The organism is Dinoroseobacter sp. PD6, assembly GCF_028807315.1.
Taxonomy (GTDB): Bacteria; Pseudomonadota; Alphaproteobacteria; order Rhodobacterales; family Rhodobacteraceae; genus Dinoroseobacter; species Dinoroseobacter shibae.
Genome location: NZ_JARAMN010000001.1, coordinates 474,778 through 500,651, shown reverse-complemented (window position 1 = coordinate 500,651; position 25,874 = coordinate 474,778). Strand labels below are relative to the sequence as shown.

General features: G+C 61.8%; 26 protein-coding genes, 1 tRNA gene and 1 pseudogene. 8 read left to right on the top strand and 20 right to left on the bottom strand.

The annotated features are described in order from the left end of the window. Positions 1-60: 60 nt before the first annotated feature. The 5 genes and pseudogenes from PVW48_RS02330 to PVW48_RS02310 all read right to left on the bottom strand — a co-directional run bounded on the left by PVW48_RS02330 (position 61) and on the right by PVW48_RS02310 (position 2,899). Positions 61-735, bottom strand: a pseudogene (locus tag PVW48_RS02330) (TylF/MycF/NovP-related O-methyltransferase). Positions 736-835: 100 nt separating this feature from the next. Further along, positions 836-1,147 (bottom strand): antibiotic biosynthesis monooxygenase family protein, encoded by a 312-nt coding sequence (locus PVW48_RS02325; RefSeq protein ID WP_274580115.1) that lies wholly within the window; start codon positions 1,145-1,147, stop codon positions 836-838. A gap of 146 nt (positions 1,148-1,293) precedes the next feature. Then, complete coding sequence (gene rpsI / locus PVW48_RS02320; RefSeq protein WP_274580114.1) at positions 1,294-1,788, bottom strand: 30S ribosomal protein S9; 495 nt, start codon at positions 1,786-1,788, stop codon at positions 1,294-1,296. Between the two features lie 4 nt (positions 1,789-1,792). Then, complete coding sequence (gene rplM, locus PVW48_RS02315; protein ID WP_012178274.1) at positions 1,793-2,251, bottom strand: 50S ribosomal protein L13; 459 nt, start codon at positions 2,249-2,251, stop codon at positions 1,793-1,795. A gap of 225 nt (positions 2,252-2,476) precedes the next feature. After that, complete coding sequence (locus tag PVW48_RS02310) at positions 2,477-2,899, bottom strand: PaaI family thioesterase (protein WP_274580113.1); 423 nt, start codon at positions 2,897-2,899, stop codon at positions 2,477-2,479. 56 nt (positions 2,900-2,955) lie between these two features. Between PVW48_RS02310 and PVW48_RS02305 the strand changes: the two genes are divergently transcribed. Then, positions 2,956-3,750, top strand: coding sequence for an enoyl-CoA hydratase (locus PVW48_RS02305; protein ID WP_274580111.1), 795 nt, complete (start codon positions 2,956-2,958; stop codon positions 3,748-3,750). A gap of 6 nt (positions 3,751-3,756) precedes the next feature. On the opposite strand, the gene PVW48_RS02300 is transcribed toward PVW48_RS02305, so the two are convergent. Continuing rightward, the gene (locus tag PVW48_RS02300; protein ID WP_274580110.1) at positions 3,757-4,365 is read right to left on the bottom strand and encodes a lytic transglycosylase domain-containing protein; all 609 of its coding nucleotides are present in this window, start codon (positions 4,363-4,365) and stop codon (positions 3,757-3,759) included. Positions 4,366-4,525: 160 nt separating this feature from the next. Between PVW48_RS02300 and ssb the strand changes: the two genes are divergently transcribed. Beyond that, positions 4,526-5,032, top strand: coding sequence for a single-stranded DNA-binding protein (gene ssb, locus PVW48_RS02295; protein ID WP_012178278.1), 507 nt, complete (start codon positions 4,526-4,528; stop codon positions 5,030-5,032). 49 nt (positions 5,033-5,081) lie between these two features. Here ssb and PVW48_RS02290 read toward each other — a convergent pair whose 3' ends face one another. The 3 genes from PVW48_RS02290 to PVW48_RS02280 all read right to left on the bottom strand — a co-directional run bounded on the left by PVW48_RS02290 (position 5,082) and on the right by PVW48_RS02280 (position 8,291). Further along, positions 5,082-6,326, bottom strand: a complete 1,245-nt coding sequence (locus tag PVW48_RS02290) for a hypothetical protein (protein ID WP_274580108.1) — start codon at positions 6,324-6,326, stop codon at positions 5,082-5,084. A 185-nt stretch (positions 6,327-6,511) separates the two neighbouring features. Next, a complete protein-coding gene (gene aroB / locus PVW48_RS02285; protein WP_274580106.1) occupies positions 6,512-7,663 on the bottom strand; it encodes a 3-dehydroquinate synthase in 1,152 nt (383 codons plus the stop codon). A gap of 70 nt (positions 7,664-7,733) precedes the next feature. Next, the gene (locus tag PVW48_RS02280) at positions 7,734-8,291 is read right to left on the bottom strand and encodes a shikimate kinase (RefSeq protein ID WP_012178281.1); all 558 of its coding nucleotides are present in this window, start codon (positions 8,289-8,291) and stop codon (positions 7,734-7,736) included. A 121-nt stretch (positions 8,292-8,412) separates the two neighbouring features. Here PVW48_RS02280 and PVW48_RS02275 point away from each other — a divergent pair, with 121 nt between their 5' ends. From PVW48_RS02275 to PVW48_RS02265, 3 genes are read left to right on the top strand one after another with little or no spacing between them, the layout of a single operon-like run. After that, positions 8,413-8,550 carry a hypothetical protein gene (locus tag PVW48_RS02275; RefSeq protein ID WP_085930398.1) on the top strand — a complete coding sequence of 46 codons (138 nt, stop codon included), beginning with the start codon at positions 8,413-8,415 and terminating at the stop codon, positions 8,548-8,550. Then, entirely contained in the window at positions 8,540-10,063 is a 1,524-nt protein-coding gene (locus PVW48_RS02270; protein WP_274580105.1) for a hypothetical protein, read from the top strand. The genes PVW48_RS02275 and PVW48_RS02270 overlap by 11 nt, the downstream gene beginning before the upstream one ends. Further along, the gene (locus PVW48_RS02265) at positions 10,060-10,986 is read left to right on the top strand and encodes a site-specific tyrosine recombinase XerD (protein ID WP_274580104.1); all 927 of its coding nucleotides are present in this window, start codon (positions 10,060-10,062) and stop codon (positions 10,984-10,986) included. Before PVW48_RS02270 ends, PVW48_RS02265 begins: the two co-directional genes overlap by 4 nt. Here PVW48_RS02265 and PVW48_RS02260 read toward each other — a convergent pair. Beyond that, a complete protein-coding gene (locus PVW48_RS02260) occupies positions 10,983-11,789 on the bottom strand; it encodes a metallophosphoesterase family protein (RefSeq protein WP_274580103.1) in 807 nt (268 codons plus the stop codon). The two genes, PVW48_RS02265 and PVW48_RS02260, sit on opposite strands and share 4 nt — an antisense overlap. A 69-nt stretch (positions 11,790-11,858) precedes the next feature. On the opposite strand from PVW48_RS02260, the gene PVW48_RS02255 reads away from it, so the two are divergent. Further along, positions 11,859-13,160, top strand: coding sequence for an HlyC/CorC family transporter (locus PVW48_RS02255; protein WP_012178285.1), 1,302 nt, complete (start codon positions 11,859-11,861; stop codon positions 13,158-13,160). A 17-nt stretch (positions 13,161-13,177) separates the two neighbouring features. Here the strand turns inward: PVW48_RS02255 and PVW48_RS02250 are convergent, their stop codons facing one another. Further along, positions 13,178-14,737, bottom strand: coding sequence for a helicase HerA-like domain-containing protein (locus tag PVW48_RS02250; RefSeq protein WP_274580102.1), 1,560 nt, complete (start codon positions 14,735-14,737; stop codon positions 13,178-13,180). 446 nt (positions 14,738-15,183) lie between these two features. On the opposite strand from PVW48_RS02250, the gene PVW48_RS02245 reads away from it, so the two are divergent. Beyond that, entirely contained in the window at positions 15,184-15,774 is a 591-nt protein-coding gene (locus PVW48_RS02245; protein ID WP_012178287.1) for an invasion associated locus B family protein, read from the top strand. 9 nt (positions 15,775-15,783) lie between these two features. Here PVW48_RS02245 and PVW48_RS02240 read toward each other — a convergent pair whose 3' ends face one another. The 4 genes from PVW48_RS02240 to PVW48_RS02225 are packed head-to-tail and all read right to left on the bottom strand — an operon-like array spanning position 15,784 to position 20,013. Continuing rightward, positions 15,784-16,995, bottom strand: a complete 1,212-nt coding sequence (locus PVW48_RS02240) for a beta-ketoacyl-[acyl-carrier-protein] synthase family protein (RefSeq protein WP_012178288.1) — start codon at positions 16,993-16,995, stop codon at positions 15,784-15,786. A 3-nt stretch (positions 16,996-16,998) separates the two neighbouring features. Then, entirely contained in the window at positions 16,999-17,268 is a 270-nt protein-coding gene (locus PVW48_RS02235) for an acyl carrier protein (protein ID WP_012178289.1), read from the bottom strand. 57 nt (positions 17,269-17,325) lie between these two features. After that, entirely contained in the window at positions 17,326-18,417 is a 1,092-nt protein-coding gene (lpxD, locus tag PVW48_RS02230) for a UDP-3-O-(3-hydroxymyristoyl)glucosamine N-acyltransferase (protein WP_274580101.1), read from the bottom strand. A 51-nt stretch (positions 18,418-18,468) separates the two neighbouring features. Continuing rightward, entirely contained in the window at positions 18,469-20,013 is a 1,545-nt protein-coding gene (locus PVW48_RS02225) for a L,D-transpeptidase family protein (protein ID WP_443112666.1), read from the bottom strand. A gap of 363 nt (positions 20,014-20,376) precedes the next feature. Between PVW48_RS02225 and PVW48_RS02220 the strand changes: the two genes are divergently transcribed. Then, the gene (locus PVW48_RS02220) at positions 20,377-20,946 is read left to right on the top strand and encodes a YcbK family protein (protein ID WP_012178292.1); all 570 of its coding nucleotides are present in this window, start codon (positions 20,377-20,379) and stop codon (positions 20,944-20,946) included. A gap of 4 nt (positions 20,947-20,950) precedes the next feature. Here PVW48_RS02220 and PVW48_RS02215 read toward each other — a convergent pair whose 3' ends face one another. The 5 genes from PVW48_RS02215 to PVW48_RS02195 form a co-directional block, all read right to left on the bottom strand. Then, a complete protein-coding gene (locus PVW48_RS02215; protein ID WP_274580098.1) occupies positions 20,951-21,889 on the bottom strand; it encodes a 1-phosphofructokinase family hexose kinase in 939 nt (312 codons plus the stop codon). 104 nt (positions 21,890-21,993) lie between these two features. Further along, positions 21,994-23,508: an SGNH/GDSL hydrolase family protein gene (locus PVW48_RS02210; protein WP_274580097.1), complete on the bottom strand. Its 1,515-nt coding sequence runs from the start codon at positions 23,506-23,508 to the stop codon at positions 21,994-21,996. Positions 23,509-23,788: 280 nt separating this feature from the next. Further along, positions 23,789-23,865 (bottom strand) — tRNA-Arg (locus PVW48_RS02205). A gap of 159 nt (positions 23,866-24,024) precedes the next feature. Next, positions 24,025-25,245, bottom strand: a complete 1,221-nt coding sequence (locus PVW48_RS02200) for a cysteine desulfurase (protein ID WP_274580096.1) — start codon at positions 25,243-25,245, stop codon at positions 24,025-24,027. After that, positions 25,246-25,845, bottom strand: coding sequence for a Yip1 family protein (locus PVW48_RS02195; protein ID WP_274580095.1), 600 nt, complete (start codon positions 25,843-25,845; stop codon positions 25,246-25,248). Positions 25,846-25,874: the final 29 nt, after the last annotated feature.

The following is a 25,874-nucleotide window of genomic DNA, read 5'->3' as shown; positions in this document are numbered from 1 at the left end:
CGGAGTTGCCTCGGCGGGAACAAGAGGTTTCATGCATGCAGCGGCTGCTTTGGATGCGGCTCAGACTTGCGGCTGTTTTATCAGCACGGGGTTGCGCCCTTCCAGAACAGTGTATTCGGGATGCGCAGCAAGGAATTCGTCCGTCGCGGTCCGGCAGCCGCCATAGTCATGATAGTCGTCCAGAACGATGCGCCCCCCTGGCGAAAGAGCAGCGTGCGTCTGCTCGAGACAGAACTTCACGGGATCGTACCAGTCACAATCCACATGGGCGAAGGCAACCGGAGCGAGGGGCACCGTAGGTACGGTGTCTTCGAACAATCCACGGTGCAGGGCGACCGCCTCATCCTTCAACGGCACATCATGGGCGGCCATCGTGGCGCAGACCCTCTCGTGGAGATCATCCATATAGCCGTAATACAGTCCCCCGTTTATGCCACGGGATGCGCCCGAAGCGATCATTTCATAACGTTATTTGGATTTTGCATCGTCCTTGTCAGAGGTCGGCTCTGGTATGGTGGAAAAGACGTCGAACCCGTGAAACGACCTGCCCCCCGCGCGCGCCGAATGCGCCAGAAGCACCGCCGAACCGCCAAGGGCGACGCCGAATTCGACAAAGCAACCGGGTACCTTTTCGGCGTCGACGGTTGCCGTCGCCGCCTCGATCCGCAGCAGTTTGTCGTTATTTAGATATGTCAGGCCCTCGTTTTTTAGCGTTAACGCCAAACGACTGGGCACCTGTTTCAACCCGAGGATGCTCAGGCCACGCTGCAAAGACAGTTTCACTGACCTGAGGTTTTGCATACCGCGCCTTTCCTGCGGACAAGATGCCGGGAGACTAGCTCAGCTCCTGCACGCTGTCGAAGACCTCCAGAACGGGGGGGCCATCATATAGCTCCGCACTGGATTTCGCGCCCTTGTGAGCCATGCGGAAAGCTTCGGATTTGGTCCAGCCTTCGAACGCTGCCCGATCGCGCCACAGGGTGTGCGACGCATAGAGGCGGACACCATCGCTCTCTTCGCCCTTCATGAGGTGGAAGGATACGAAACCATCCACGGTTTTCAGGTGGCTGTCGCGGGACTTCCAGACATCTTCGAACGTGTCTTCCTGACCGGCTTTGACACGAAAACGGTTCATGGTGAGAAACATCGGCTAAACTCCATAATTGCTGTGCGAGTCTGCGAGCGACGGCTGGCGCGGCGAGAGAACCGGATGCCCCGTGCAGGGTCAAGGGGCGAGCAGCGAAAAGGGCGCGCCACCGGCACGCCCTTCGCAAGCTCGAATGCAATCGGAACTCAGCGCTTGGAGAACTGGAAGCTCTTCCGGGCCTTGGCCTTGCCGTATTTCTTCCGCTCGACCACGCGGCTGTCGCGTGTCAGAAAACCCGCCGCCTTGAGCGCGCCACGCAGGGAGGGCTCATAGAGCTGCAGCGCCTTGGATACACCGTGACGCACGGCACCGGCCTGACCCGACAGCCCACCGCCCTTGACCGTGGCGGTGACATCGAACTGGTCCTCGACCCCGGCGACCTGGAACGGCTGGCGCAGGATCATCTGCAGCACCGGGCGCGCGAAATAGGTGTCCATGGACTTGCCGTTCACGGTGATCTTGCCGGAGCCCGGACGAATCCAGACACGGGCAACCGCGTCCTTCCGCTTACCAGTCGCATAGGACCGGCCCAGGTCGTCGCGGACAGGTTCGCGCGAGACGGTGGTTTCGGGGGTCGCCTCGGCGACGGAGCCCTCAGCGACGGCACTCAGGTCGTCGAAGGATTTGATCTCTTCAGCCATCTACTCAGCTCCGGGTGTTCTTGGGGTTCTTGGACGCGAGATCCAGCACTTCGGGGCTCTGTGCCTCATGCGGATGCTCGGCGCCGGCATAGACCCGCAGATTGGTCATCTGCTGGCGCGAGAGCGGACCGCCGGGCAGCATGCGCTTGACGGCCTGAGTGACAACACGCTCGGGGAACTTGCCTTCGAGGATCTGGCCCGTGGTGCGGGACTTGATCCCGCCCGGGTAGCCTGTGTGCCAGTAGTTCGGCTTGTTGCGCTTGTTGCCGGTCAGCTGGATCTTGTCCGCATTGATGACGATAACGTTGTCACCCATGTCCATATGCGGGGTGAAGGTGGCTTTGTGCTTGCCACGCAGGCGGGTGGCGACGATCGAGGCGAGGCGGCCAAGAACGATGCCTTCGGCGTCGATCAGGATCCACTTCTTCTCGATATCCGCCGGTTTTGCGGTAAAGGTTTTCATAGTCGCGCCCTATCAGAACGGTTGCCGGGCTGGGCCCGGTTGGATGCCGCGGTTCTAAGGGTTCTGACGGTCGCGTCAAGAGCGCTCTTGCGGGATTTTATGTTGCAAAACAACGGACTGGAAATAAGGTATCATTTTACCCCACATAATTATCGATATTTGGAACCGACAGAAGCCGCCAGACCGCTCGTTGGTTGGATTTCAGGCGACCGGTCGTACGGGTTTTCAGCTCGAAGGCGGAATCGAATAGGTCAGCGAAGCCCGGGCCACGACAGCCTTGGAGCCTTCCGAGCGGATCAGCACATCGCCCACCGCAAGGCTGCGCCCGAGCTTGAGCAGGCGCGCCTCGCCAATCAGGTCCTTTCCCGCCGCCGGCTTTCGCATGAAGTCGATGTTGCAGTTGGTGGTCACCGCCAAAGCGACGGGCCCAAGCCGCGCCAGCACCATCAGGTAAAGCGCGACGTCCGCCAGTGCGAACATCGAGGGACCCGACACGGTCCCGCCGGGGCGCAGATGTTTCTCGGTTATCACGAGGCGCACGCGCATTTGCTCTGCTGCGACCTCTTCGATGCGGAAATCCTCGGCGACTTGCGGAAAGGCCTCTTGCAGAAACCCTTCCAGCGCGGGTCCATCCATCTTGACGCTCATCTTGTCCCCCTGCCCTTTTGCCCCGTAAGGTCGCGCCAAATGAACGGGAGGACAAGATGGCCGAGGATCTTCTTTTACGCAGCGATGCGGACGGGATCGCAACGTTGACGCTGAATGCACCGCAGAGCCTGAACGTGTTGTCGGACGCGATGCTGGCTGCGCTGCAGGCACAGATCGACACACTGGCCGAGGACCGCACCACCCGGGTGGTCGTGCTGCGCGGGGCCGGACGGGCGTTCTGCGCGGGCCATGATCTCAAGGAGATGACGACCGCGCGGCAGTCCGAGGATGGTGGGGCCGCGGCCTTCAAGGATCTCTTCGATCGATGCGCGCGCATGATGATGGGACTGCAAGCTCTGCCCCAGCCGGTAATCGCCCAGGTCCACGGCATCGCCACGGCGGCGGGGTGCCAATTGGTGGCCACCGCCGATATGGCCGTTGCCGCCGAGGGGACGCGATTTGGGGTGAACGGCGTGAATATCGGGCTGTTCTGTTCGACCCCGATGGTGGCGCTCAGCCGCAACATTCCGCGCAAGCAGGCCTTTGAGTTGTTGACGACCGGCGAGATGATCGAGGCGCAGAAGGCGCAGGCTCTCGGCTTGGTCAATCGGGTGGTGCCAACCGAAGATCTGGAGGCGGAGACAAACGCGCTTGCCACCAAAGTGGCCGAGAAGCGCGGGGCCGTGGTCGCCATCGGCAAAAGGGCCTTTTACGAGCAGTCACAGATGAGCCTCGCCGACGCGTATGCGTTTACAGGGAATGTCATGGTGAAGAACATGGCGTTGCGCGACACCGAGGAAGGGATCGCCGCATTTCTTGATAAACGCCCGCCGAACTGGTCGGACGGCTAGCGCCGCTCAGAGCGTGCCGAGGATGCGCCGCACATAGTTGCGCGTCTCTTCGAAGGGGGGCACGCCGTTGTGGCGTGCGACAGCCTCGGGGCCCGCGTTGTAGGCGGCCAGAGCCAAGCGCCAGTTGCGAAACCGCAGGTATTGCGTCCGCAGATAGCGCGCACCGCCTTCGAGATTCTGTTGCGGATCATGGGGGTTCACGCCCAGCATGCGCGCCGTGCCCGGCATCAGTTGCGCCAGCCCGATGGCCCCCTTGTGCGACACCGCCTTGGGGTTGAAGCCGCTCTCCTGCTGGACAAGGCGCAGGAACAGGTCCTCGGGGATGCCATGCCGACGCGCCGCGTTGCGCGCCATGTCCAGGTAGGGCCCCCGATAGCTGCCACGATAGGAGGGGATCTCGCCGTCGCGGGAGATTGACCGGGGCTGCAGACGCACCGAATGCGAATACTGCGTCGCCCCGCGCCGATCGAGGACCGATGTCTGCGAGGAAAACAGGGAGGCGCGTGAATTGGTCGACCGCGTGGTGTCCGCGAGAGCCTGACCGATCGGGACAAGAGCCACGGTCGCCGACAAGCAGAACGTCGCAAGCGCCTTCGCGCGAGATGGTGGCGTCATCACTGTCTCCCCTGGTATCCCGAGGTTATAGAGCTTGAGATAAAAAACGCCAAGCCGCCCGGTGCAAGACGCGCATTGACCTTTCCTTTACGGTTTGGCGATGGTGTAACCTCGCCACAGAAACAGTGAGACAAGACGCGGGATTCGCGGGGAGACAGCAATGGCAGGTTCGGTCAACAAGGTCATTTTGGTCGGAAATCTCGGGCGCGACCCGGAAGTGCGCACGTTCCAGAATGGCGGCAAGGTTTGCAATCTGCGCATTGCCACCTCCGAGAACTGGAAGGATCGCAACACCGGCGAGCGGCGCGAGAAGACAGAGTGGCACTCCGTCGCGATCTTCTCGGAACCGCTCGCGCGGGTGGCAGAACAGTATCTGCGCAAAGGCTCCAAGGTTTATATCGAGGGCCAGTTGGAAACCCGGAAATGGCAGGACCAGTCTGGCCAGGACCGTTACTCCACCGAGGTCGTTCTGCGCCCCTACAAGTCCGAACTGACCATGCTGGACGGTCGCGACGGCGGCGGCGGTGGCATGGGCGGTGGTGGCGGCTACGTCTCGGACCAGTCCGGCGGCGGCGGATACAGCGATGACCGGTTCGGCGGCGACAGCGGCAACGCGCCTGCGGGAGGCGGGCGCCATAACGATCTCGACGACGAGATCCCGTTCTGATCGGGATTGCTGCCCGGCGAAAGGAGACCTGACGCCGGGTGCCATGCGCTCAGAGCAGGGTGTCCTCTGCGACAATGCGTTCAAAAAGAGAACCGACGCCATCCAAATGCTTCCCCGGCACCCAAGGCTGTGGCGCTGCGGACATGTGTTCGCGTTCAGGGCGTAGGCCCTCCACGAGCACGCTGCCGTCCGCATCGACGTCGACCGTTACCGCGCTGACACCGTAGAAATCGGAGCCCTCCCGGGGTTGGACCATCTGGAACACCACCAGGTCTTCGGTGAAATATTCCGGCGCAGCCATGCGTGTCAGCGCGGGAAAAACCCGGTCCTCTACTTCGATCTCCGCCTCGATTTCCCAGGTTAGGCCGCCATCGAGGCTTTCGAGAACCCGAAGCGTCGAGTCGCCAAAATCGTCGAATGTCAGGTAGAGATGGCCCTGCGGATTGCTGCTGATCTGCACATAGGCCTCGGCGGCAAAGGTGTTCTGAACCTCCAACTCGCGCCAGGCCCGGGTCGCACCCTCAAACACAAATAGCTCGACCTGGGGCAGATCCTCGGTCGTGATATTGGCGAGGTAGATGTCGTCTTCAACGACCGTCAGGCTGTAATGGCTCGCCAGAACCGCAAAGGAGCCGTTCTCGGAAATGTCGACGAGTGGGGCGTCGGGATCTGTCGCGTCGTACCAGGCGAGACTGTTATCTGTTGCCACGATCGCGCCAGTCACATCCGGGGTGGATATCCCCCGGACCGAAACCACAAGATTACCAAAGAGCTGAATATCGCTGGTCTCCCAGGTCATACCTTCATCGGCGGACATTGCGATATTGATCTCCGGTACGAAGAAGGCGTCTCCTACAGCCAAGGTATAAAGAAGCCCGTCCACCCCCATGACATGGTTCGGCAAGCTGACCCGTGCGGATTGACCCGCCTCGAATACCGTGACCGGAGCGGTCAGCGCCGACCAGTTTGCAAGGTGGGCGTCATAGCTCAGGGTCTGGTAGAAAACCTCGCGGTTGGCTCCCTGATAGGAGACTGTCAGCGTTCTGCCATCTTCGAGCAAATCCAGATGAGCGGTCGAGAAGAGATCACTGTTTTCAAATTGAAAACTTCTGTCCCAGGTACCTCCGTTATCCACGCTCGTGAACAGTGTCAGCCCGGAAAAACGCCCTGCATTCAGAACTACATGGAAGGCGCCGTCCGGGGTCTCGACGATCTTGTCCTGCATTCGGGACACGGTGATCGCCCGTGCCTCCCAGCCCCAAAAACCCAACCAGTGCGAAACGAGAGATTGCATCTCAAAGCCCTGTACAAGCCCCTCGGGCTCAGAAATGTGCGCTCCCTGAAACTATCAACCTTTGGGAAACCAAAACCTGAAATCCACTAGCAATGAATCGTATAGGGAAACAGTCGGCGCGAAAAGAACATCGGGTCGACGCGATGCAAAAATCATTGTCAATGCGCACAGAACGGGTGGAAAGCCTAGGCTTTGGGCGCAGACACCATGCCCGATGCCGACGCGCGTAATACGCTCAGAACGGCTTCGGACGGCACTTCGGAGGTTATAAATGCGTGCCCGATGCCCCGGGCCAGGATGAACCGAAGCGTGCCATCCATGACTTTCTTGTCCTGCCCCATCAGATTCAGCAAGGCCTCGGCATCGGGCAGATCTCCGGAAATGTCGCGCAGGTCCCGTTTCATACCCATCGTTTGCAGATGGGCGCGCACGCGACTGGGGTCTTCTTGCGCACAGAGACCCAAACGCGCCGACAGGTCGAAGGCCAGCGCGCAGCCGATCGCCACCCCTTCGCCGTGCAACAGACGGTCGGAATACCCGGTTGCCGCCTCGAGCGCATGGCAGAACGTATGGCCGAGGTTCAGCAGCGCGCGGTCGCCCTGTTCGGTTTCGTCTCGCACGACGATCTCGGCCTTCATCTCGACTGAGCGGCGCACTGCGGCGACACGCGCCGACCCATCGCCCGCCGCAAGCCGCGGTCCCTCGGTTTCGAGCCAGGCGAAAAAATCCGCGTCACCAAGCAGGCCATATTTTACTACCTCGCCGTATCCCGCCAGGAAATCCCGCGGCGTGAGTGTGCCGAGAACATCCGTATCTGCCAGAACGAGACGTGGCTGGTGAAACGCCCCGATCAGGTTCTTGCCATGGACCGAGTTGATCCCCGTCTTGCCGCCGACCGAACTGTCTACCTGTGCCAGCAGCGATGTGGGGATCTGGATGAACCCGACGCCACGCCGCAGAACCGCCGCCGCGAACCCGACAAGGTCCCCGATCACACCGCCCCCGAACGCGATCACCAGATCGCGCCGCTCTATTTTCTGTGCCAGCAACCAGTCCACCGTGCGGCTGAATTCCGGCCAGCCCTTGGTCGCCTCTCCCGCTGGGAGGATCAGTGCAGTGCTGTCGATACCGGCGGTCGCAAGGCTGTCCTGCAGGGTGGCAAGGTGCAGCGCTGCAACCGTCTCGTCACTGACAATGGCAACCTTCGGGCGCGGCAAAAAAGGCGAAATATGCGCCCCCGCCTGCGCAAGCAACCCGGGACCGATCACCACATCATAGGCCCGATCCTCCAGCGGGACATGAACGGTTTGTGGCGCTGGGGCGGCGGACATAGTCATGAAACGCGGCTTTCGATTGATTTGCTGAGAGGCGTCTAGCAGCCCGGGCCCTCGGGCTCCAGCCCCCGGCTCACGACTCGGCCATCAGACCCGGATGCGCCCGCAGGGCTGCGATCACCCGGCTGGCCATCTGGTCGATGGAGAGCTCCGGTGCGGCTTTCACATGCAACGCGGCCTTGGCATAGACCGGGACACGCTGGGCGTAAATTTCGGCCAGCGTCGCCTTGGGGTTGTCAGTCAACAACAGCGGGCGCGTCGACTTGTGCCGGACCCGGCTCCATAGCAGCTCGAGCTCCGCGTCGAGCCAGACAGACACGCCCTTCTCGGCAATCAACGCCCGATTGCGTTCGGCCAGGAAGGCCCCGCCGCCCGTGGACAGGATCGCAGGCACTCCACCAAGAAGCCTGGCGAGAACTTCGGTCTCACGGTCGCGAAAAAACGCCTCCCCGTCCCGTTCGAAAATCTCCGCGATCTTGGCATTGGCGGCTTGCTCGATCTCGTGATCGCTGTCGATGAAGGGCACGCCGAGCTGCGCGGCCACTGCCCCTCCGACGGCGGTCTTTCCCGCGCCCATCATCCCTACGAGCACCACCGGCGCGGTCAGCTTAAGAGTTGCTGCCTCGGCCACTTACCGCCACTCCTGCAAAAATTCACGCCAATGTGCTAGCATAGGCCTTGAATGGCGGGAAACACCGCGAAATACCATAGAGAAAAAACATAACACGCAGGCAGGCAAAGGTTTCGAGGCAGTGATCAGAAAACTCTTCTTGTTCGTGCTGATCCTGATCGCCCTCGGGGCGCTGGGACTGCTCGGCTATGGTTATTTGGGGGAGCTTCCTCCGGAGAGCACACCCACGAAGATCCCGGTGCAACTGGATGCGCAGTAACCCGGGCATCGCGCTATTCGTCGGCTTGGCGCTGGCGGGTACACCCGCGCTGGCGCAAGAGCCGATGTCGGCGATCGATTGGCTCTCAGACGTGATCGAAGCCCTGCCCCCGCCGGAAATACGCCAGAACAGCGACGTGGCCCCCACCGCAGGTGTGGAGCAGATCGAGGTCGCGCCCCTCGAAGACCTTGCGATCGATGGTGTCGGCATCCTGCCGCAATCCGTTTCGGGGCTGCCATCGGATTTCTGGGGCATAACGCCGGCGGCCGATCTGGCCACGCTGTTGCGCGTCCAAAGCACGGCCCTGCCCCTGCCCGCGCGCCGCCTGCTCAAGCGGATCTTGCTGGCTGAGCTTGACCCGCCGGTGGATACGGGGCCGGATCACACCTTGTTTCTGGCACGGCTCGATACCCTGTTGGCCTTTGGCGCGCTGCCCGACGCGCAAGCGCTTATCGAACGCGGCGGCCTGAGCGACGATCCGCAGATCTTCCGCCGCTGGTTCGATATCAGCCTGCTGCGCGGCGACGAAGCCCGGGCCTGTGCCACCTTGCGCGCGGTGCCGGACATCGCCCCCACCTTCTCGGCGCGCATATTCTGTCTTGCGCGGAACAATGACTGGCCAGCAGCGGCGCTCAGCCTCGAGACCGCGCGCGCCCTGGGCTTCGTGAGCGAGGCGGAAGACTTGCTCATGGCGCGGTTTCTCGATCCAGAGATTTTCGAGGGCATGCCGATGGCGGCCCCGCCCAACCCTCTCACACCGCTCGACTACCGGATGCTTGCCGCCCTGGGAGAAGCACCACCGGCCCGGTCGCTACCGCTGGCCTTCAACCACGCGCTGTTGGCGCCGACGCAAGGCTGGAAGCCCCGTCTTGAAGCGGCGGAGCGATTGGCCCGCACCGGGGGCATCACACATGGTCAGCTCTTTGCGCTCTATACCGAACGCAACCCGGCGGCCTCGGGCGGGCTCTGGGACAGGGTGGCGGCAGTGCAGGCATTTGATCTCGCCCTTCTGGCGGGGGATGCGCAGGCGGTGGCGGATACGCTTCCCAAGGCCGTGCAGGAAATGGCGCAAGTCGGCCTGACGGAGGTGTTTGCGGCCTATTACGGCTCGCGCCTGACGCGTCTTCCGACCCCGGACGCAACGCTGGACCTGGTACTGTCGCTCGTGCTCCTGACACCCGAAGCAGAAGGATACGCAGACAAGATCAGGGACCCGTTGCTCGCCGCCATTGCCCGCGGGCGCGCGCCTGAGGCGCTACCGAGCGAGGCGCTGCCTGCAGCGATGGCCAGCGCCTTTGCCGAGCCCGCACCCGACCTGCCCCCGATGTTCGCGCGGCTTTTGGCCGGAGGCCAGTACGGCGAAGCAACCCTGCGCGCGCTTGGTTTTCTGGGCCAGGAGACGCCGGATCCGGACGATGCCAGCACCGCAGTGCAAGTGCTGCGCGCCCTCGGGTTCGAGCAGACCGCGCGCGACATCGCTTTGAACCTGCTCTTGCGGGACCGGGTCGGATGAGCCTGCATTGGATCGACGCATTTCTCGATGCCCAGGCGGCAGAGCTGAACGCGGCTGAGAATACGCGCCTTGCCTATGCCCGCGACCTGATGGATTTCCAAGGCCATATCAGCCGTTGGGGGCTGGACTTCGACCAGGTCCAGCGCGCCGATATCGAAACCTATCTCATCGCCTGCTCCGATGCCGGTCTCAGCCAGGCCACTCGCGCCCGTCGGCTGTCGGCGATCCGGCAACTCTATCGTTTCGCCTATGAGGAAGGCTGGCGCACCGACAATCCCAGCCTGCAGATCAAGGGACCGGGGCGCGCGAAACGCCTTCCCAAGACCTTGTCGGAGGCGGATGTGGATCGTTTGCTCGCGGCGGCGCGGAACACGGGTCGCAGTCCGTCCGACCGGCAGCGCAATGCCTGCATGCTGGAACTGCTCTATGCGACCGGCTTGAGGGTGACGGAGTTGTGCGGACTACCGGTCGCGGCTGTGCGGGGCGATCCGCATCTGATCCTCGTGCGCGGCAAAGGCGGCAAAGAGCGGATGGTGCCCCTGTCGACACCAGCGCGCACCGAATTGCAGGCTTGGCTGAAAGTTCGCGACGCTGCCGAGCAAACCGCGATCAGCAAGGGGGCGGCGCCCTCGAAATACCTCTTTCCGTCACGCGGCAAGCTGGGGCATCTGACCCGGCACCGGTTCTACGCGCTGATCAAGGATATCGCCGTGGCAGCGGGCGTGGACCCGTCCGGGGTCACGCCGCACACCTTGCGCCATGCGTTCGCGACACATCTCTTGGCACGGGGCGCGGACCTGATGTCGATTCAGGCGCTTCTGGGTCATGCGGATGTGGCGACCACCGAGATCTACACACATGTGCTGGACGCGCGGCTCAGGGAACTGGTGCTGACCCATCACCCCCTGGCGACAAAGGGCTAGCCCGCGCGGCGCAATTCGGTCGGAAGAACGTCCTCGCTGGGCCAGAGCCCGGTTTTCAGCGTGTCATGGTAGCCTTGGGTCAGACCGGCCCTGGTCATCGCCGAGATGGCCGGGCGGGCATTGTAATCCAACCGCTCGATCGTGATCTTGTCCCCGGCCAACAGCGCGAAACGGGTCTCGGGCCGCCCGTCATTGGGCGGCAAGCCGATCGCACCGGCATTGACCCAGAGCACGTCGCCGATCTGACGTTGAAACGCCAGCCCGCAATGCCCGGCAAAAACGACATCCACCGCCCCCACGGCCGCCTCGATCAAGGCGATCTCTTCGAAGAAGTCGGCCTCGGGGGACGACGGCCAGAGAAACCGGCTGATGTCGCTTAGCCCCCCATGGATCACGGCGCAGCGGCGCGTGCCATGCTGGAACACGACCATATCCGGCAGTACGGCCATCCAGTCCTTCGCATCTTGGGGCAATTCGCGGCGGGCATAGGCGTACCAGGCGCGCGAGAGCAGATCGCAGGTCGTATCCGCCCCGAACCCGCAACCGCAATCCTCGGCATTCTCGGCCAGGTTGCGTTCGCAATTGCCCGCGACGACGGTGCCGCCCGTGGTGCGCATCAGCGACCAAGTGGCCTTGGGCTCGCCGCCATAGGCCACCGTATCTCCGGTGCAGATCCGGTGCGACGCGGGGATCCGATTGTCCGCGCAAAACGACAGCAGCGCGAGCGAAGCCTGCAGGTTCGAGTATGGGCCGCCATAGACGACCATCTTGCCCTGAAGCGCGCCCAAATCCCGTACGTCCATCTCAGTCCCTTGAACCGGCCCCTGCCCGCGCCCATAAGAGCATAAACACCACAAGGATACAGCCGCGAAATGGACCCGACTTTACTCGATTCGTCTTTCTGGATTTCCTGTGCCGTCATCCTGGTGCTCTTGTGCTGCTCGGGGTTCTTTTCGGGCAGCGAGACCGCCTTGACCGCCGCCTCCCGCGGCAAGCTGCATGCCATGGCCGACAAGGGCAACAAGGGCGCCGAACGGGCCCTGAAGCTGAAGGAGGACAATGAACGGCTGATCGGCGGGATCCTTCTGGGCAACAACCTCGCCAATATCCTCGCGACCTCATTGGCCACCGCAGTGTTCACCAAGGCTTTCGGTGACAGCGGCGTGGCCTTGGCGACCCTCGTGATGACGGCGCTGGTGCTAATCTTTGCAGAGGTTCTGCCCAAGACGTACGCGATTACCAACCCCGAGAGCGCCTCGACCCGGGCGGCGGGCCTTGTGGGCATGGTCATTACCGTGCTGGCGCCGCTGGTTGCGGCCGTCCGTTTTATCGTCCGGGGTGTGCTGCGCCCACTTGGGGTTCGGATCGAGGCCGGGGCGAACATGCTGTCGGTGCGCGAAGAGATCGAAGGGGCCCTGCGCATGGGGCATTCCGAAGGGGCCGTGGAAAAGGAGCATCGCGACCGGCTGCTCGGCGCACTCGACCTCAACGAGCGCAACGTGGAGGAGATCATGTTGCACCGCTCGAAAATCGAAATGATCGACGCGGAAAACACACCCGAACAGGTGCTCAGCCAGTGCCTGCAATCTCCCCACACGCGCTTGCCGATCTTTCGGGAAGATCGGGAAAACATCATCGGTGTGATACATGCCAAGGATCTGCTGCGCGCGATGGACAAGGTGATGCGCGGACCGGACGCCTCGGAAAAGGCATTGGAAGCGTTCGAGGTCACCGATGTGGCGATGAAGCCCTATTTCATTCCCGAGACCACGACTCTCGATGAGCAGATGAAGGAATTTCTGCGCCGCCGGACTCATTTCGCCCTGGTGGTGGACGAGTACGGCGCGTTGCAGGGGCTGATCACGCTGGAAGACATTCTCGAAGAAATCGTCGGCGAGATCACGGACGAGTTCGACCCGGATGCGGACCACCCGGTGCGCAAGGCCGAGGATGGCAGTTTCATCGTGGACGGAGCCATGACGATCCGCGATCTCAACCGGGCGACCGAATGGAACCTGCCCGACGAAGAGGCCATCACCGTCGCTGGTCTGGTGATCCATGAGGCGCAGATGATCCCGAGCATCGGCCAATGCTTCAGCTTCCACGGATTCCGCTTCGAGGTCGCCGGCCGCAAGGACAACCGCTTGTCCAAGCTGAAGATCCGCCCCCTCTAATCCCTGCGCCGTCTTTCCTAGCGGCCCTTGAAGAGACCGCCGATGATGCCGCGTACAAGGCGGTGTCCGGTAGTGCCCGACAGTTCCTTGATCACGGCCTGGGTCATGGCCTCGCCGAGGCTCTCGCTCTTGCGGCTCTTGCGCAGGGGGCGCGACGTGGACCGGCCGACTTTGGGCGCCGAGTAACGACGCGCGGCGCTGTATTCCCGCACGGCTGGGTCAGCCTCTTCCGCCCGAGCCTCGATCGCTTCGGCCTCCCGGGCCGCCTGCTCTGCGCGCGCGGTGAGCTTCTCGTAGGCGGATACCCGGTCGATCTCGGCCTCGTATTTTCCCGAAACGGGAGACGCGGCCATCACCTGGGCGCGCTGCGCAGGCGTGATCGGGCCCAGCTGGCTGCAGGGCGGTCGGATCAACGTGCGTTGCGCCATGCCTGGTCGGCCCTTTTGATCCAGCAAGGAGGTCACCGCCTCCCCCGTGCCCACCTCGCGGATCGCGGTTTCGATGTCGAGGTCGGGATTGTCGCGATAGGTCTCGGACGCCGCGCGCAATGCCTTGCGATCCCGCGCGGTGAAGGCCCGCAACGCGTGCTGCACCCGGTTGCCGAGCTGACCGAGGATGTCTTCGGGCACATCGTCGGGGTTCTGGGTGATGAAATACACGCCGACCCCCTTCGACCGGATCAGCCGCGCGACCTGTTCCACCTTGTCGACAAGCGCCTTGGGCGCGTCCTCGAACAGCAGATGCGCCTCATCGAAAAAGAAGACCAGCTTGGGTTTGTCGGGATTGCCGACCTCGGGGAGCGTCTCGAACAACTCCGACAACAACCAGAGCAGGAAGGTCGCGTAGAGCCGCGGCGCGCCCATCAGCTTGTCGGCCGCCAGGATGTTCACCTGCCCCCGGCCATCCGGCGCGCATTTCAGAATATCGCTTAGATCGAGGGCCGGCTCCCCGAAAAGCTTGGCGCCGCCTTCGTTTTCCAGCACCAGAAGGCGACGCTGGATTGCCCCAATGGACTGAGGCGACACGTTGCCATAGCGCAGGGACAACTCGGCCCGATTCTCTCCGACCCAGACCAGCAGCGATCGCAGATCTTTCAGATCATAGAGCGCCAGGCCCTGCTCATCCGACACCCGGAACGCGATGTTAAGCACCCCCTCCTGGGCATCACTCAACTCCAACAACCGGCTGAGCAGGAGCGGACCCATTTCCGTGACCGTGGTCCGAATCGGATGCCCTTGCGCGCCGTACAAGTCCCAGAAGACCGTGGGGAACCCGGCATAGCGATAAGTGTCAGCGATCCCGATGGTCGTGGCGCGTTGCATGAAGGGCCCGTGCAGCTCGTGCGCCGGATCCCCGGGTCGCGCGAGACCGGAGAGATCGCCCTTCACATCCGAGAGAAGAACCGGAACCCCCATGGCAGAGAACCCTTCGGCGAGGATTTGCAGGGTCACGGTCTTGCCTGTGCCCGTGGCACCAGCGATCAGCCCATGGCGGTTCGCAGCCCGCAGAAGCAGGTGTTGCGCCTCGCCGTACTCGGCCCCGCCACCGCCCACAAAAATCCGGTCGTCCAGATGCATATGTTCGCCTCCGCCCATGCATTTGGCATGAACATACATTGTTAACCATTTCGTGCCAGACTGGGCATGCGTCGGGGGTTTCTCCTCTTTCCTCCGGCAGAACTTCCTCCCTGTTGGACTGACCGCGCCATATTTGGTGCGGTCTTTTTTTCGCGTTTCGGGCTGCGCGGCCAACAAGGATCACAAAGGTCCGAAGGCCCGGGATCGCCAAGGCCCCGCAACCATGAAAACTGGCAAAAATGTGAGAGACGGGCTGTTGACCCCTGCGGCGTAAGGTCGTAGCGTCGCGCTATAAGTCGGCCAGTCCGACAGGGAGCAAAAAATAAAAAAAGGGTCTGTTTCGCAGACCCTTTTTCAATGGGCAGGACCGCCAGAACATGACCTCCGCATAGCAAGCGGCACGTCTGGCGTTTAAAACTCGTCAGACCAGAAGGACCCCTTCCAAGATGATCCGTTCCTCTTTGTCTCGCATCACGATCTTTGCAGTTACCGCGCTGCTTGCGGGACCGGCCTTGGCACAAGACGCCAGCAGCCCCGCCGAAGACGCCGCAGCCAACGAGGAGGTGGCGACCGGACAGACCTATATCCGCGAAACCATCACGGATTGGAGCTTGCGCTGCATTCGCGGCGAGGGCGCGCTGGAGGATGACAACTGCCAACTCTATCAGCTTCTTCTGGACACGTCGCAGAACCCGGTGGCGGAGTTCACCTTGTTGCCTGCGCCCGAAGGCAGCCAGGCAGCCGCAGCCATCACCATCGTCACACCTCTGGAGACGATCCTGACAGAAGGGCTGATCCTGTCGATTGACGAGACCACCTTGCCTCCACAGCCGTTCCTCTGGTGCAATCGGACTGGGTGTTATTCGCGGTTCGGTGTCTCGGATGTCGAGATCGACGCCATGAAGCGCGGCTCCGTGGCCACGGTGTCGATCGTGGCGCTGGCTGCACCGCAGCAAAGGGTCGAAGTCACGGCGTCGCTGCGGGGGTTCACGGCGGCTTTCGACAAGTTGAAAGCGGAGCTCACGCCCCCCGAGTAAGCACGCGCATCAGGGGGCTTTGCGCAGGGCCAGAACCGCGTTCAGCCCCCCGAAAGCAAACGCATTGCTCAAGGCAACCGAGACCTCGGCTTCGCGTGCCGTGTTCGGCACCACGTCCAGGGCGCATTCCGGGTCCGGTTCTTCATAGCCGATCGTCGGCGCTATGATCCCGTCACGTAGTGCCATGATACACGCCAGAAGTTCGACCGCGCCGGTGCCGCCGATCAGGTGTCCATGCATGGACTTGGTGGAGGACAGCATGACCTTGTCGGCGTGATGTCCAAACGCGTCCGCGACCGCTGCGCACTCGGTCTTGTCATTCGCAGCCGTTCCGGTTCCGTGTGCATTGATATAGCCGACCTCGTCCGGGTTGACGCGCGCATCTCGCATCGCCCCCGAAATGGCTCGCGCCGCGCCCTGTTTCGATGGCATTACGATGTCTGCAGCATCCGAGGTCATGGAAAATCCGATGACTTCGGCCAGGATCTCGGCCCCCCGTGCCTTCGCATGTTCGTAGTCTTCGAACACGAAGACGGCGGCGCCCTCGCCCTGCACCATGCCGTTGCGATTTGCGCTGAAGGGGCGGCAGCCATCCTTAGACATCACCCGCAGGCCTTCCCAGGCTTTCACGCCGCCAAAACACAGCATGGACTCCGACCCACCGGTGACCATCACCTTGCTCAGCCCGGAGCGGACGAATTGAAACGCCTGGCCCATGGCGTGGTTCGAACTGGCACAGGCGGTCGCGACCGTGAAACTCGGCCCCTTTAGATTATGAGCCATGGAGACATGGCTGGCCGCCGCGTTGTTCATCAGCTTCGGTACGACGAAAGGATGAACGCGGTTCTTACCCTCCTCATACACGGCCCGGTAATTCTCGTCCCATGTGTTCACCCCACCCCCGGCAGTGCCCAGAACGACCCCGGCCTCGGACGCGAGATCATCGGAAAAGAGGAGGCCTGATTGCGCGATCGCTTCTCGTGCTGCGATGAGGGTGAACTGCGTGAATCGGTCATAGAGGGAAATTTGCTGCCTGTTGAAGGCGGCTTCCGGATCGTAATCCTTGACCTGCCCCGCAATCCGGATCGAGAGGCGATCCACGTCCCGGATATCCAGCTCGGAGATCCCGCAGCGTCCCTCGCGGAACGCCTCCAGGGTCTGCGCCACGTTGACCCCGAGGGCGTTGATCGTGCCTTGGCCGGTGATCACAACGCGGCGCACGAATCAGGCGTCCGTCTGCTCGGCCACAAGGGTTTCCACCGCCCGCGTTATCGCGGCGACGTTGGAGATGTCGAAATCGCTTTTCTCGGGTTCATTTGCGTTGAACGGCACGGACACATCGAAAGTCTCCTCGATGGCGAAGATCGCTTCGACAAGCCCGAGACTGTCGATCCCGAGATCCTCCATCGTGGCCTCGGGCCGAATATCCGCAGGCTCCAGAACTGCCTGTTCAGCGATGATCGCGATGACCTTTTCGCGCACGGTATCGGACATGATGGTCACCCCCTGACGGTCTCTTGGCGTCGCAGCCCCACTCACGATGCCGCTGATTTAGTCATTACGCGTCAGTTTTGAAACAGCTTTCTGAAGCTCTGCGACCTGCTGAGCCAGCCGCGGGAGGCGGCGGATCGCCTTGTAGCTTTCCACATGGGATTGCATCTTCATCGCCGGATAGCCGAGCAGCACCCGGCCTGCAGGGGTCTTGGTGAAGATCTTCGTCGCCCCCCCGGCGATCACATCGTCTCCGATGACGATATTGTCGTTCACACCCACCTGCCCAGCCAGCACCACGCGGTTTCCGATCCGGCTCGACCCGGCGATCCCGACCTGACCGCACAGCAGGCAGTCCTCGCCGATCTGGACGTTGTGGCCAATGTGCACGAGGTTGTCCAGCTTGGTACCCCGCCCGATGGTCGTGTTGCGGATCGTGCCCCGGTCGATGCAGCTATTCGCGCCGATCTCTACATTCGCACCGATCTCGACCGAACCGAGAGAGTGGATGCGGGTCCAACTTTGTCCAACAGCATCGCCCCGGGCGCCGACAGTTTTGCGCACTTCCTCCACCGCCGATGTCTCCGGCGTCACGAAGGAAAAACCGTCCGACCCGATGCTTGCCCCGGGCTGGCAGATCGTCCGGTCCCCGAGGATCACGCGCGCGCCGATCTTGACCCCGGCATGGAGCAGGATGTCCCCCCCCAGCACGGCCTCTTCGGCAATGACGCAATGGGCTGCTATGCGGGCGCGCGGGCCGATCCGTGCTGCGCGACCGATCACGACGAATGGGCCGATGGCGGCGTCCGGTCCGATCTCGGCGGTCGGATCGATCACGGCGGTCGGGTGAATCCCCTGTGCGATTTCCGGGCCCGGGTCCATCAGCGTCGTCAAACCGGACATGGCATACCGGGCGCGTGACACCAGGATCGCGCCTTCGAGCCCGAAGTCCTGCCAAGGCGCATCGCCCCACAACATCGCCGCACGGGCCTTGCCTTGGGCAAGGCCGTCCGCATATTTCGGATCCATCGCAAGCGCCAATTCGTCGGGCCCTGCGATAGCAGGCTCTGAGGCGCCTCGAACCGTCAGGTCGGCGTTGCCGACGACCTGTGCTCCAAGCGCCTCAGCGATCCGGGATAGGGAATAGACCATAGCGCGTCCTCAGAGACCACAGAGGGCACGTCCCCCGGGGCTCTCCGAGACTTAGCTTTGAACCGCGCGTAGCACCACCCCGGCCTGCGCCAAGGCATCCCAAAGTCTGGCATCGCGGCCGTACACATCGCGGCGGTATTGGGTGTTGCCCTTGGCCGGGGCGAAAGCAGTCTGGTAGACCAGATGCACCGGAACTGGCTTGTCGAGGTAGACCCAGGTTTCCTTGCCCTTCGCGAGGGTCGTCTTGAAGAAACCCTCCGGATCCCGCTCCTGTTTGGACAGCAGTTCGTAGGCAAAATCGAACGGATCGGCGACACGCACGCAGCCATGGGAATACGCGCGGCTTTCACGCCCGAAGAGCGACTTGGCCGGCGTGTCATGCAGATAAATATTGTGCTTGTTGGGGAACATGAACTTCACCAACCCCAGCGCATTGCGGTTCGAAGGCGGTTGCTTGATGTCGAACGGAAAAGATCGCGCATTGAACTGAGTGAAATCCACTTCTGCCCGGTTCACTGTCCGTCCCGAAGCATCCACCAGTCGCATGTAACTGTGAGCGTTCGGGTTTTCCTGGAGCTTCGGCAGGTATTCCTTCGTGGCGATCGACCGGGGCACATTCCAGGTCGGGTTGATGACCATGTGATCCATCTCGTCGGAGAACTCCGGCGTGCGCCGGTCCGAGGTGTTCTTGCCCACGACCACGCGGGTCGCGAAGACCTCTTTGCCGTTTTCCATAACGCGGGCGTGGAAATCGGGAATGTTGACCATGATATGGCGCGGACCCAGCTCGAAGTTCATCCAGCGTTCTCGCTCCAGCCCCACGATGATGGATTTAAGACGCTCAGTGGTTTCGGTGTTGATCTCGCGCAGGGTGATCTTGGCGGCGACGCCGTCGGCGGCCAGCCCATGATCCTGCTGAAACCTCTGGACCGCGACTTGAAGCGCCGCGTCATAGGTCGCCGAAACCGTGCGCTTGAGGTAGCCCATGCGGATCAGCCGGTCACGCAGGGCAACAACCTGCGGTCCGGACTGCCCGGGTTTCAACGCGGCGGCCGTGACCTTGGGACCCCATCCACCTGCGCCGATGGTTTTCTCCATCTCCAGCTTCGCTTTCATCAACCGTGCATACCCGTTGGATTGCGGCGGCAACGCTTTGATGAATCGGCTCGCATTGCTTTTGGAGAAGGCCGTGATCTGGGCAAGCCGGTCACGCCGCGGCAAACTGCGGACGATTGTCTTGTCGATACGCGAGGGCGAGAGCGCGCCGCTTTGCACATCTTGCGCATATTGCAGGAAGACCGTACTCGCCTGAACGTCCAGCAGGCCGCGGGCACGCGGCGAGTCGGCATCGCGGAAAGCTGCCCTGAGCCCCTCGACGTCGTATCGCATCTCGGGCAGCCCGTGGACCCAAGCCGTATCCAGCGCCTTGAGCAGCGCAGCGCGGCGGCTCCTGTCCCCCGAAGAAGTCCAGAGCGGAGCGAAATCGCGCACGCGATAGAACTCTGCGAGAGCCGGATCGCCAGAGGCGGCTTCCGCGACAGCTTGCTTGAAGGCGGTCGACTGGGCCTGCACGGGCGCACCCAAAAGAGGCAGCATCATGGCGAAGGCGGCGACCAGAACTCGGAACAGCGCGAATGTGGGATGGGTAACGGAACGCGACACGGATCAATTCTCCTCGGGAAAGCACCAAAAACAGCATAAACGCAGGTTTTCTTAGACGGACCTTCACTTTTTGCCGCTACGCAGTGATTGCACGCGTTTCTTTTTTTCCCGCGACCAATCTGCAACGTGTTTGCGGCGGGACTTGGGCGGAAATCCGCCCAATAGGTAGAACTACCGGGGGTGTAGCGCCCTGTCACTTGGCGAGGATTCCAATTTGTGGCATGACACCAACACGTCTGGGGATGACTGTAATAGAGGCTGCGTCAAGCGGCCCTGGGCTATGGGGCGAGACGACCTATGAGCGACTTCAATGCTGGCCGCGTAACGCGGCGCGCGTTGCTCGGAGCATTTGCGGCAACAGCAATCTCTGCAGCACCGGTGTATTCTAATGCCTTCGGCTTCCTGCGCGGCGGCGGCGACATCCGTCGGCTCAAGATGCATTCAGGGCGCACCGGCGAACGCATCGACACGATCTACTGGGTCGAAGGCAAATACGTCAAGGAAGCCCTGAAGGAAATCAATTACTTCATGCGGGATTGGCGCCGGGACGCCGTTGCGCCGATCGATCGAAGGACAATCGATATCATGGCCGCGGCCCACAACATGCTGGACGTGGACGAGCCTTACTTGCTCCTGTCCGGGTATCGTAGCCCGCAGACCAACGCGATGCTTCGCAGTCGGTCGCGCGGCGTAGCCAAGAATTCGCTTCACATGCAGGGCCAGGCGGCAGACTTGCGGCTCGGCTCTCGCAGCGTGCGCCAGATCGCAGCCGCCGCTGCAGCGTGCAAAGCGGGCGGCGTTGGCAAATATTCCGGAAGCCAGTTCGTGCACATGGATTGTGGACCGGTACGCGTCTGGGGCCGCTGATCACTCAGAGTTCCGTCACGGTGGACAGCGCAGCGTAACGTTCCGCGGACGCGCCGTCGCACAAGTCCGTATCAGGCGTTGTCACAGCAGAAGCTGCAGCGCCGACCCCTCTCACAGTCGCTTCCAGATCGGACGAACCTTGTGCGAGAGCCAGCGTGAACCCCGCCACGAAACTGTCTCCAGCACCGGTCTTGCTGACCACGCTCACCTTTGGGGGGCGCACATGCCAGCCCTGCCCGCGTGATGTGACAAGAATACTGCCCTCCGCTCCCTTGGCTACAATCACGCTTTTTGCAGCCCCCGCGTCCACCAGCTCCCGCCCGAACTGCGCCACATCCGCAACTGTGTCGAGGTCCCGGCCTGCAAGCGACTGTGCTTCCTCGAGATCCATCCGCAGCACATGAAGGGTTTTGGCCCTTCCTGTTGCGAAGGCCTGCAAAGCGGCCCCGGACGTATCAAGAACGATCCGAACCCCCAGCACAGCAAGGCGATTGGTCAGCGCTACGAGATCACCCGGGCCGACACCTGGTGGCAAGCTGCCCGATGGCACGATCAGATCCCCGGCTCTCGCCAGTTTGCAGAGCGCCTCACATGATCGATCAACATCCACGTCCGTCCAGGTCTGTCCGGGCATGATGAAGCGATACTGCGCGCCGGTATCCCGCGCGATGACCGACAGGTTCTGGCGCGTTTCCACAGCCACGCCTAGATCATGCACCGGAATACCTTCGCCTCGAAGAAGCTGTCGAACCCGCTCCCCTGGCCCGCCGCCAAGCGCGAGCGCCGCAAGAGATTGTCCGCCGAGAAACGCAATGGCTCTGGAGACATTGACGCCTCCGCCCCCCGCATCGGCGCGGGGCGCAGAGCAACGAAGTTTCAGGTCCGGCGCAACGTGTTCGGCATTGGTCGACAAATCCAAGGCTGGATTGAGGGTCAGCGTCACAATACGAGTCACAAAGCCGCTCCGGTCAGGCTGGGGCCGCGTAGCCCTTCGCCCACCAGACAACCGCAGGCTCGTGCACTGCGCAACCGGTCAGAAGCCCCGTGTCACACGAGCCCCCAAAGGTCCGCCTCCGCGAGACGCGCATCGCTGGAAACATCCACAAGCTCGAGCCGGTGCGCGACAAGAACGACCTCCTCGATACCTGTTGCGACGATCCCGATCTCGGCAAGGCTGCCCGTTGTCTCGAAAACCTGTCGCTGCGCATCTCCCAAGGCGAGGTACAGAATATCATGGCCTTCTCCTCCATCGAATGTGTCGAAGTCGGTGCCGCTTTGTCCTCCGATGAGCCTGGGATCGCAAAACAGGAACACGTCATGACCGATACCACCGAGAAGTGTATCGGACCCCAGCCCGTCTATCAGAACGTCATTGCCATCCCCGCCCATAAGCAGGTCATCCCCCGTGCCACCGGCCAGAACATCGGCGCCGACACCGCCATCGAGGCTGTCATCACTGCTGCCGCCGGAGAGGAGGTCATCGCCCGCGCCTCCCGAAAGACTGTCGCGGCCGACACCGCCAATGACAGTGTCTTCCCCTTGCTGCGCCATGATAGTCGCGCCATCGCCGCGCACGAGCACCATGTCTCCGGCAGCACTTCCTTGAAAAACTGCGCCATCTTCTTCGAGCACGGTTGTCGCCTTGGTCAGGCTTTCCGCCTGAAAGACCCCCATGACACCGTGATATGCCGTGCTGGGATGGAATGGATCGAAGAACGCGACCTGATCCGGATCGTAATCGTCAGGCGCCGACGAAGCAGATAGCCAGAACCGCACCGAAGAACTTATGAAACTGCCAGCAGAGGCCACGAACCCGAAGGCGCTGGGATCGTCATCGATGGCCGCAGTAAGAGCATTCATGTCAACCACAACAATGTTCTCGCCGGCCGCGGCGCGTGTGGCCACCTCTGCCTGCAGCATGTCATTGTGATGCGCGACCGCATTGTCGACCTTGCGCAGATAAAACGATGGCATCCAGGACATGAAGACGAAGTTGCTGGGATCCGGCAGAGTGTTCAGAACCACCTGCCCGACGCCTGCATCCATCATCCGATCGACGCCGTCAAAAACACTGCCGAGCACTTCGACCGTGAACTCGCTATAAGAACTGGGCCCGCCACGACTGAAGTTTGGAAAGAAATTCATGTAGTCGACAAGACCCATCTGGATCAGCGACATCGTCCCGGACAGGTCCACGCCTGCGTTGGCCTCCAGGAACCGATCGACCTGCGCGGTATAGTTTAACTCAGCCTTCAGGCGAGGATCATCCCGATCGACCTTGATCGTGTAGGCGATGAACTTCTCTTCCAGAAAATCCTCGAGGATGGTGGAGCCAAGCGCCGAGGCACTGCCGATCGCGTAGTTCTCAAGGGTCGGAATCTCCAACAAATCCGAAGCATAGACCGTGTAGACGGACCCGTTGGAATAACCGATGGAGTAGCCGTTTTTCGCAAGCGGCAGGGGCACGCGGATGACATCCTTGGTCAGCCCGTACATGCCGCCCCAGTCGGTCAGACTCGCTCCGAATGTCGCAAGGTTGGAAAAGGAAAGTGTACTCGTCATTGCACGCGCCTCCAGCGATGTCCGCAGGCGCCAAGAGCCAGACTCAGCGTTTACAACCGTGAGGCCAGGCATCGGGCTGAGTGTGCTCCGATCCCGAGTGGCCCACTGTCAAACGCCGGTCTTGTTCGGAGCGTCCTGCAGTTTCCGTGCAAGAAGGAGTAGCCATCGATTATGGCCGAACTCGGAAGCAATTCAGGCGTTAGCTCGGATGGCTCGTTCAAATTGCTTTGATACAAGTCGGGCGGTGAAGATCAGCACGCGCATCAAGTCGATGGAAATATGGCGCACCTGAGAGGATTCGAACCTCTGGCCTCTGCCTTCGGAGGGCAGCGCTCTATCCAGCTGAGCTACAGGTGCCTCGGGGTGAGTTACAAGGAAAGCCGGGAGGCCGCAATCCAAAATCGCACTGCCTCGGTCAGGCGCCACGCGGCGGAGGTTGCGGGCGGGGTTATCGAGAACACTTCTTCGGCCGTCCGTTTTAGCAAACGTGAAAAAGCGCTGATGCCCACCGCATAGCTACCCGAACAGCTCGTGACAAAGCTCCAGCGCATCCACCAGCACATCCACCTCGGCCTCTGTATTGTAGAGACCGAAGGATGCGCGGCAGGTTGCTGGAACGCCCATATGTTCCATCAAAGGCTGGGCGCAGTGATGGCCAGCGCGTACTGCAACGCCCTTCTTGTCTAGCACGGTGGAGATATCATGGGCATGTGCTGCCCCCTCCAGCGTGAACGAGAAAATAGCAGCCTTGTCCGGTGTCTGACCCTGCACATTCAACCAGTTCAATCCATCGAGCCGGGTGCGCGCATAATCCCGCAGCTTGTCTTCATGGGCGGCGATATTCTCCATCCCAAGACCCATCATGTAATCGAGAGCCACGCCAAGTCCGATGGTCTGCACAATACCCGGTGTGCCGGCCTCGAACTTCATCGGCGGATCGTTGTAGGTGACAACCTCCCTGTGAACCTCGCGGATCATATCCCCACCTCCGATGAATGGCCGCATCTCAGCCATCCGCTCGGACTTGATGAAGATCGCACCGGACCCCGAGGGCCCATAGAGCTTGTGCCCTGTGATGGCATAGAAATCGCAGCCAAGATCGTCGACATTCACGGGCATATGAACGGCCGCCTGGCTGCCATCCACCAAAACAGCCACGCCCTTGGCGTGGGCCCCCTCGGTGATTGCCTTTACATCGACCTTGCAGCCCAAGACATTCGACAGTTGCGTGATGGCTACGAGCTTGGTTTTCGGACCGATCGCGTCGATGACTTTCTGCACATCGAGCGCACCGGTGGCATCCACGTCGACCCATTTCAGGACCACGCCCTGTCGCTCTCGCAAAAAATGCCATGGCACGATGTTGGCGTGGTGCTCCATCACCGACAGAACGATCTCGTCGCCAGCCACCATCCGGGGCATGGCCCAGCCATAGGCGACGAGGTTGATCCCTTCGGTGGTCCCGGAATTCAGGACAATCTGGTTTTCGTCTGCCACGCCCAAGAACCGCGCGATGGTACCACGCACGCTTTCGTATTTCTCGGTGGCGAGATTGCTCAAATAGTGCAGACCGCGGTGTACATTGGCGTATTCCTCAGCGTAAGCGCGGGTGACTGCCTCAATCACGACCTGTGGCTTTTGCGCCGACGCCCCATTGTCGAGATAGACCAGTGGCTTGCCGTTCACTTGGCGCGACAGAATCGGAAAATCAGACCGGATCTCATCAACGTTGTACATTCAGAGGCTCCCGGGGATAGACAGGCCAAGCATGGCGAGCAAAAGGCTCATGGCGAACAGAACGCCGAAGGCAGAGATGAGCACGCCCGCGAAGACGAGGCCGAGCGATGCGAACCCGTGGATCACGGCGACAAAATTTACCAACAACCACATGAAAAGGGCAATGCTCGCCAGCCCGATCAAGCTGCCGATGACCGGAAATAGGATCAGCGCCGCGAACTGAACCACTTGCAGGCAAAGCAGGATGAATTGCAGCCAGGTGACGAGTGCGAGCGACTCTTCGAAGGATCCGGTGCCCCCGAGGGCGCGACCGATCACATGCACACAACTCACCAGCACGATCAGCAACGCGAACTGGATGAAGGTCGCCATCAGCGGGCTCATCACGAAGGGTCCAGTCATCGCCCCGTCTTCGAAGCCGCCGCCGAGGGCGAACACGCCAAGTTGGCCCGCGATCACCGATAGCACCACGACCAGCGACAGCAGTTGCATCAGCACGTGGCGCGGCAGACCGAGCGACAGCACGGTCGAAGCCCCTTCCTGCGGCGCTTTGAGGGTCTGAACCACGAGGCTCAGCAGGTTGTTCAGGGTCAGGGTCATTCGTCGCCTCTGGTCCGTCGCGGACGCCT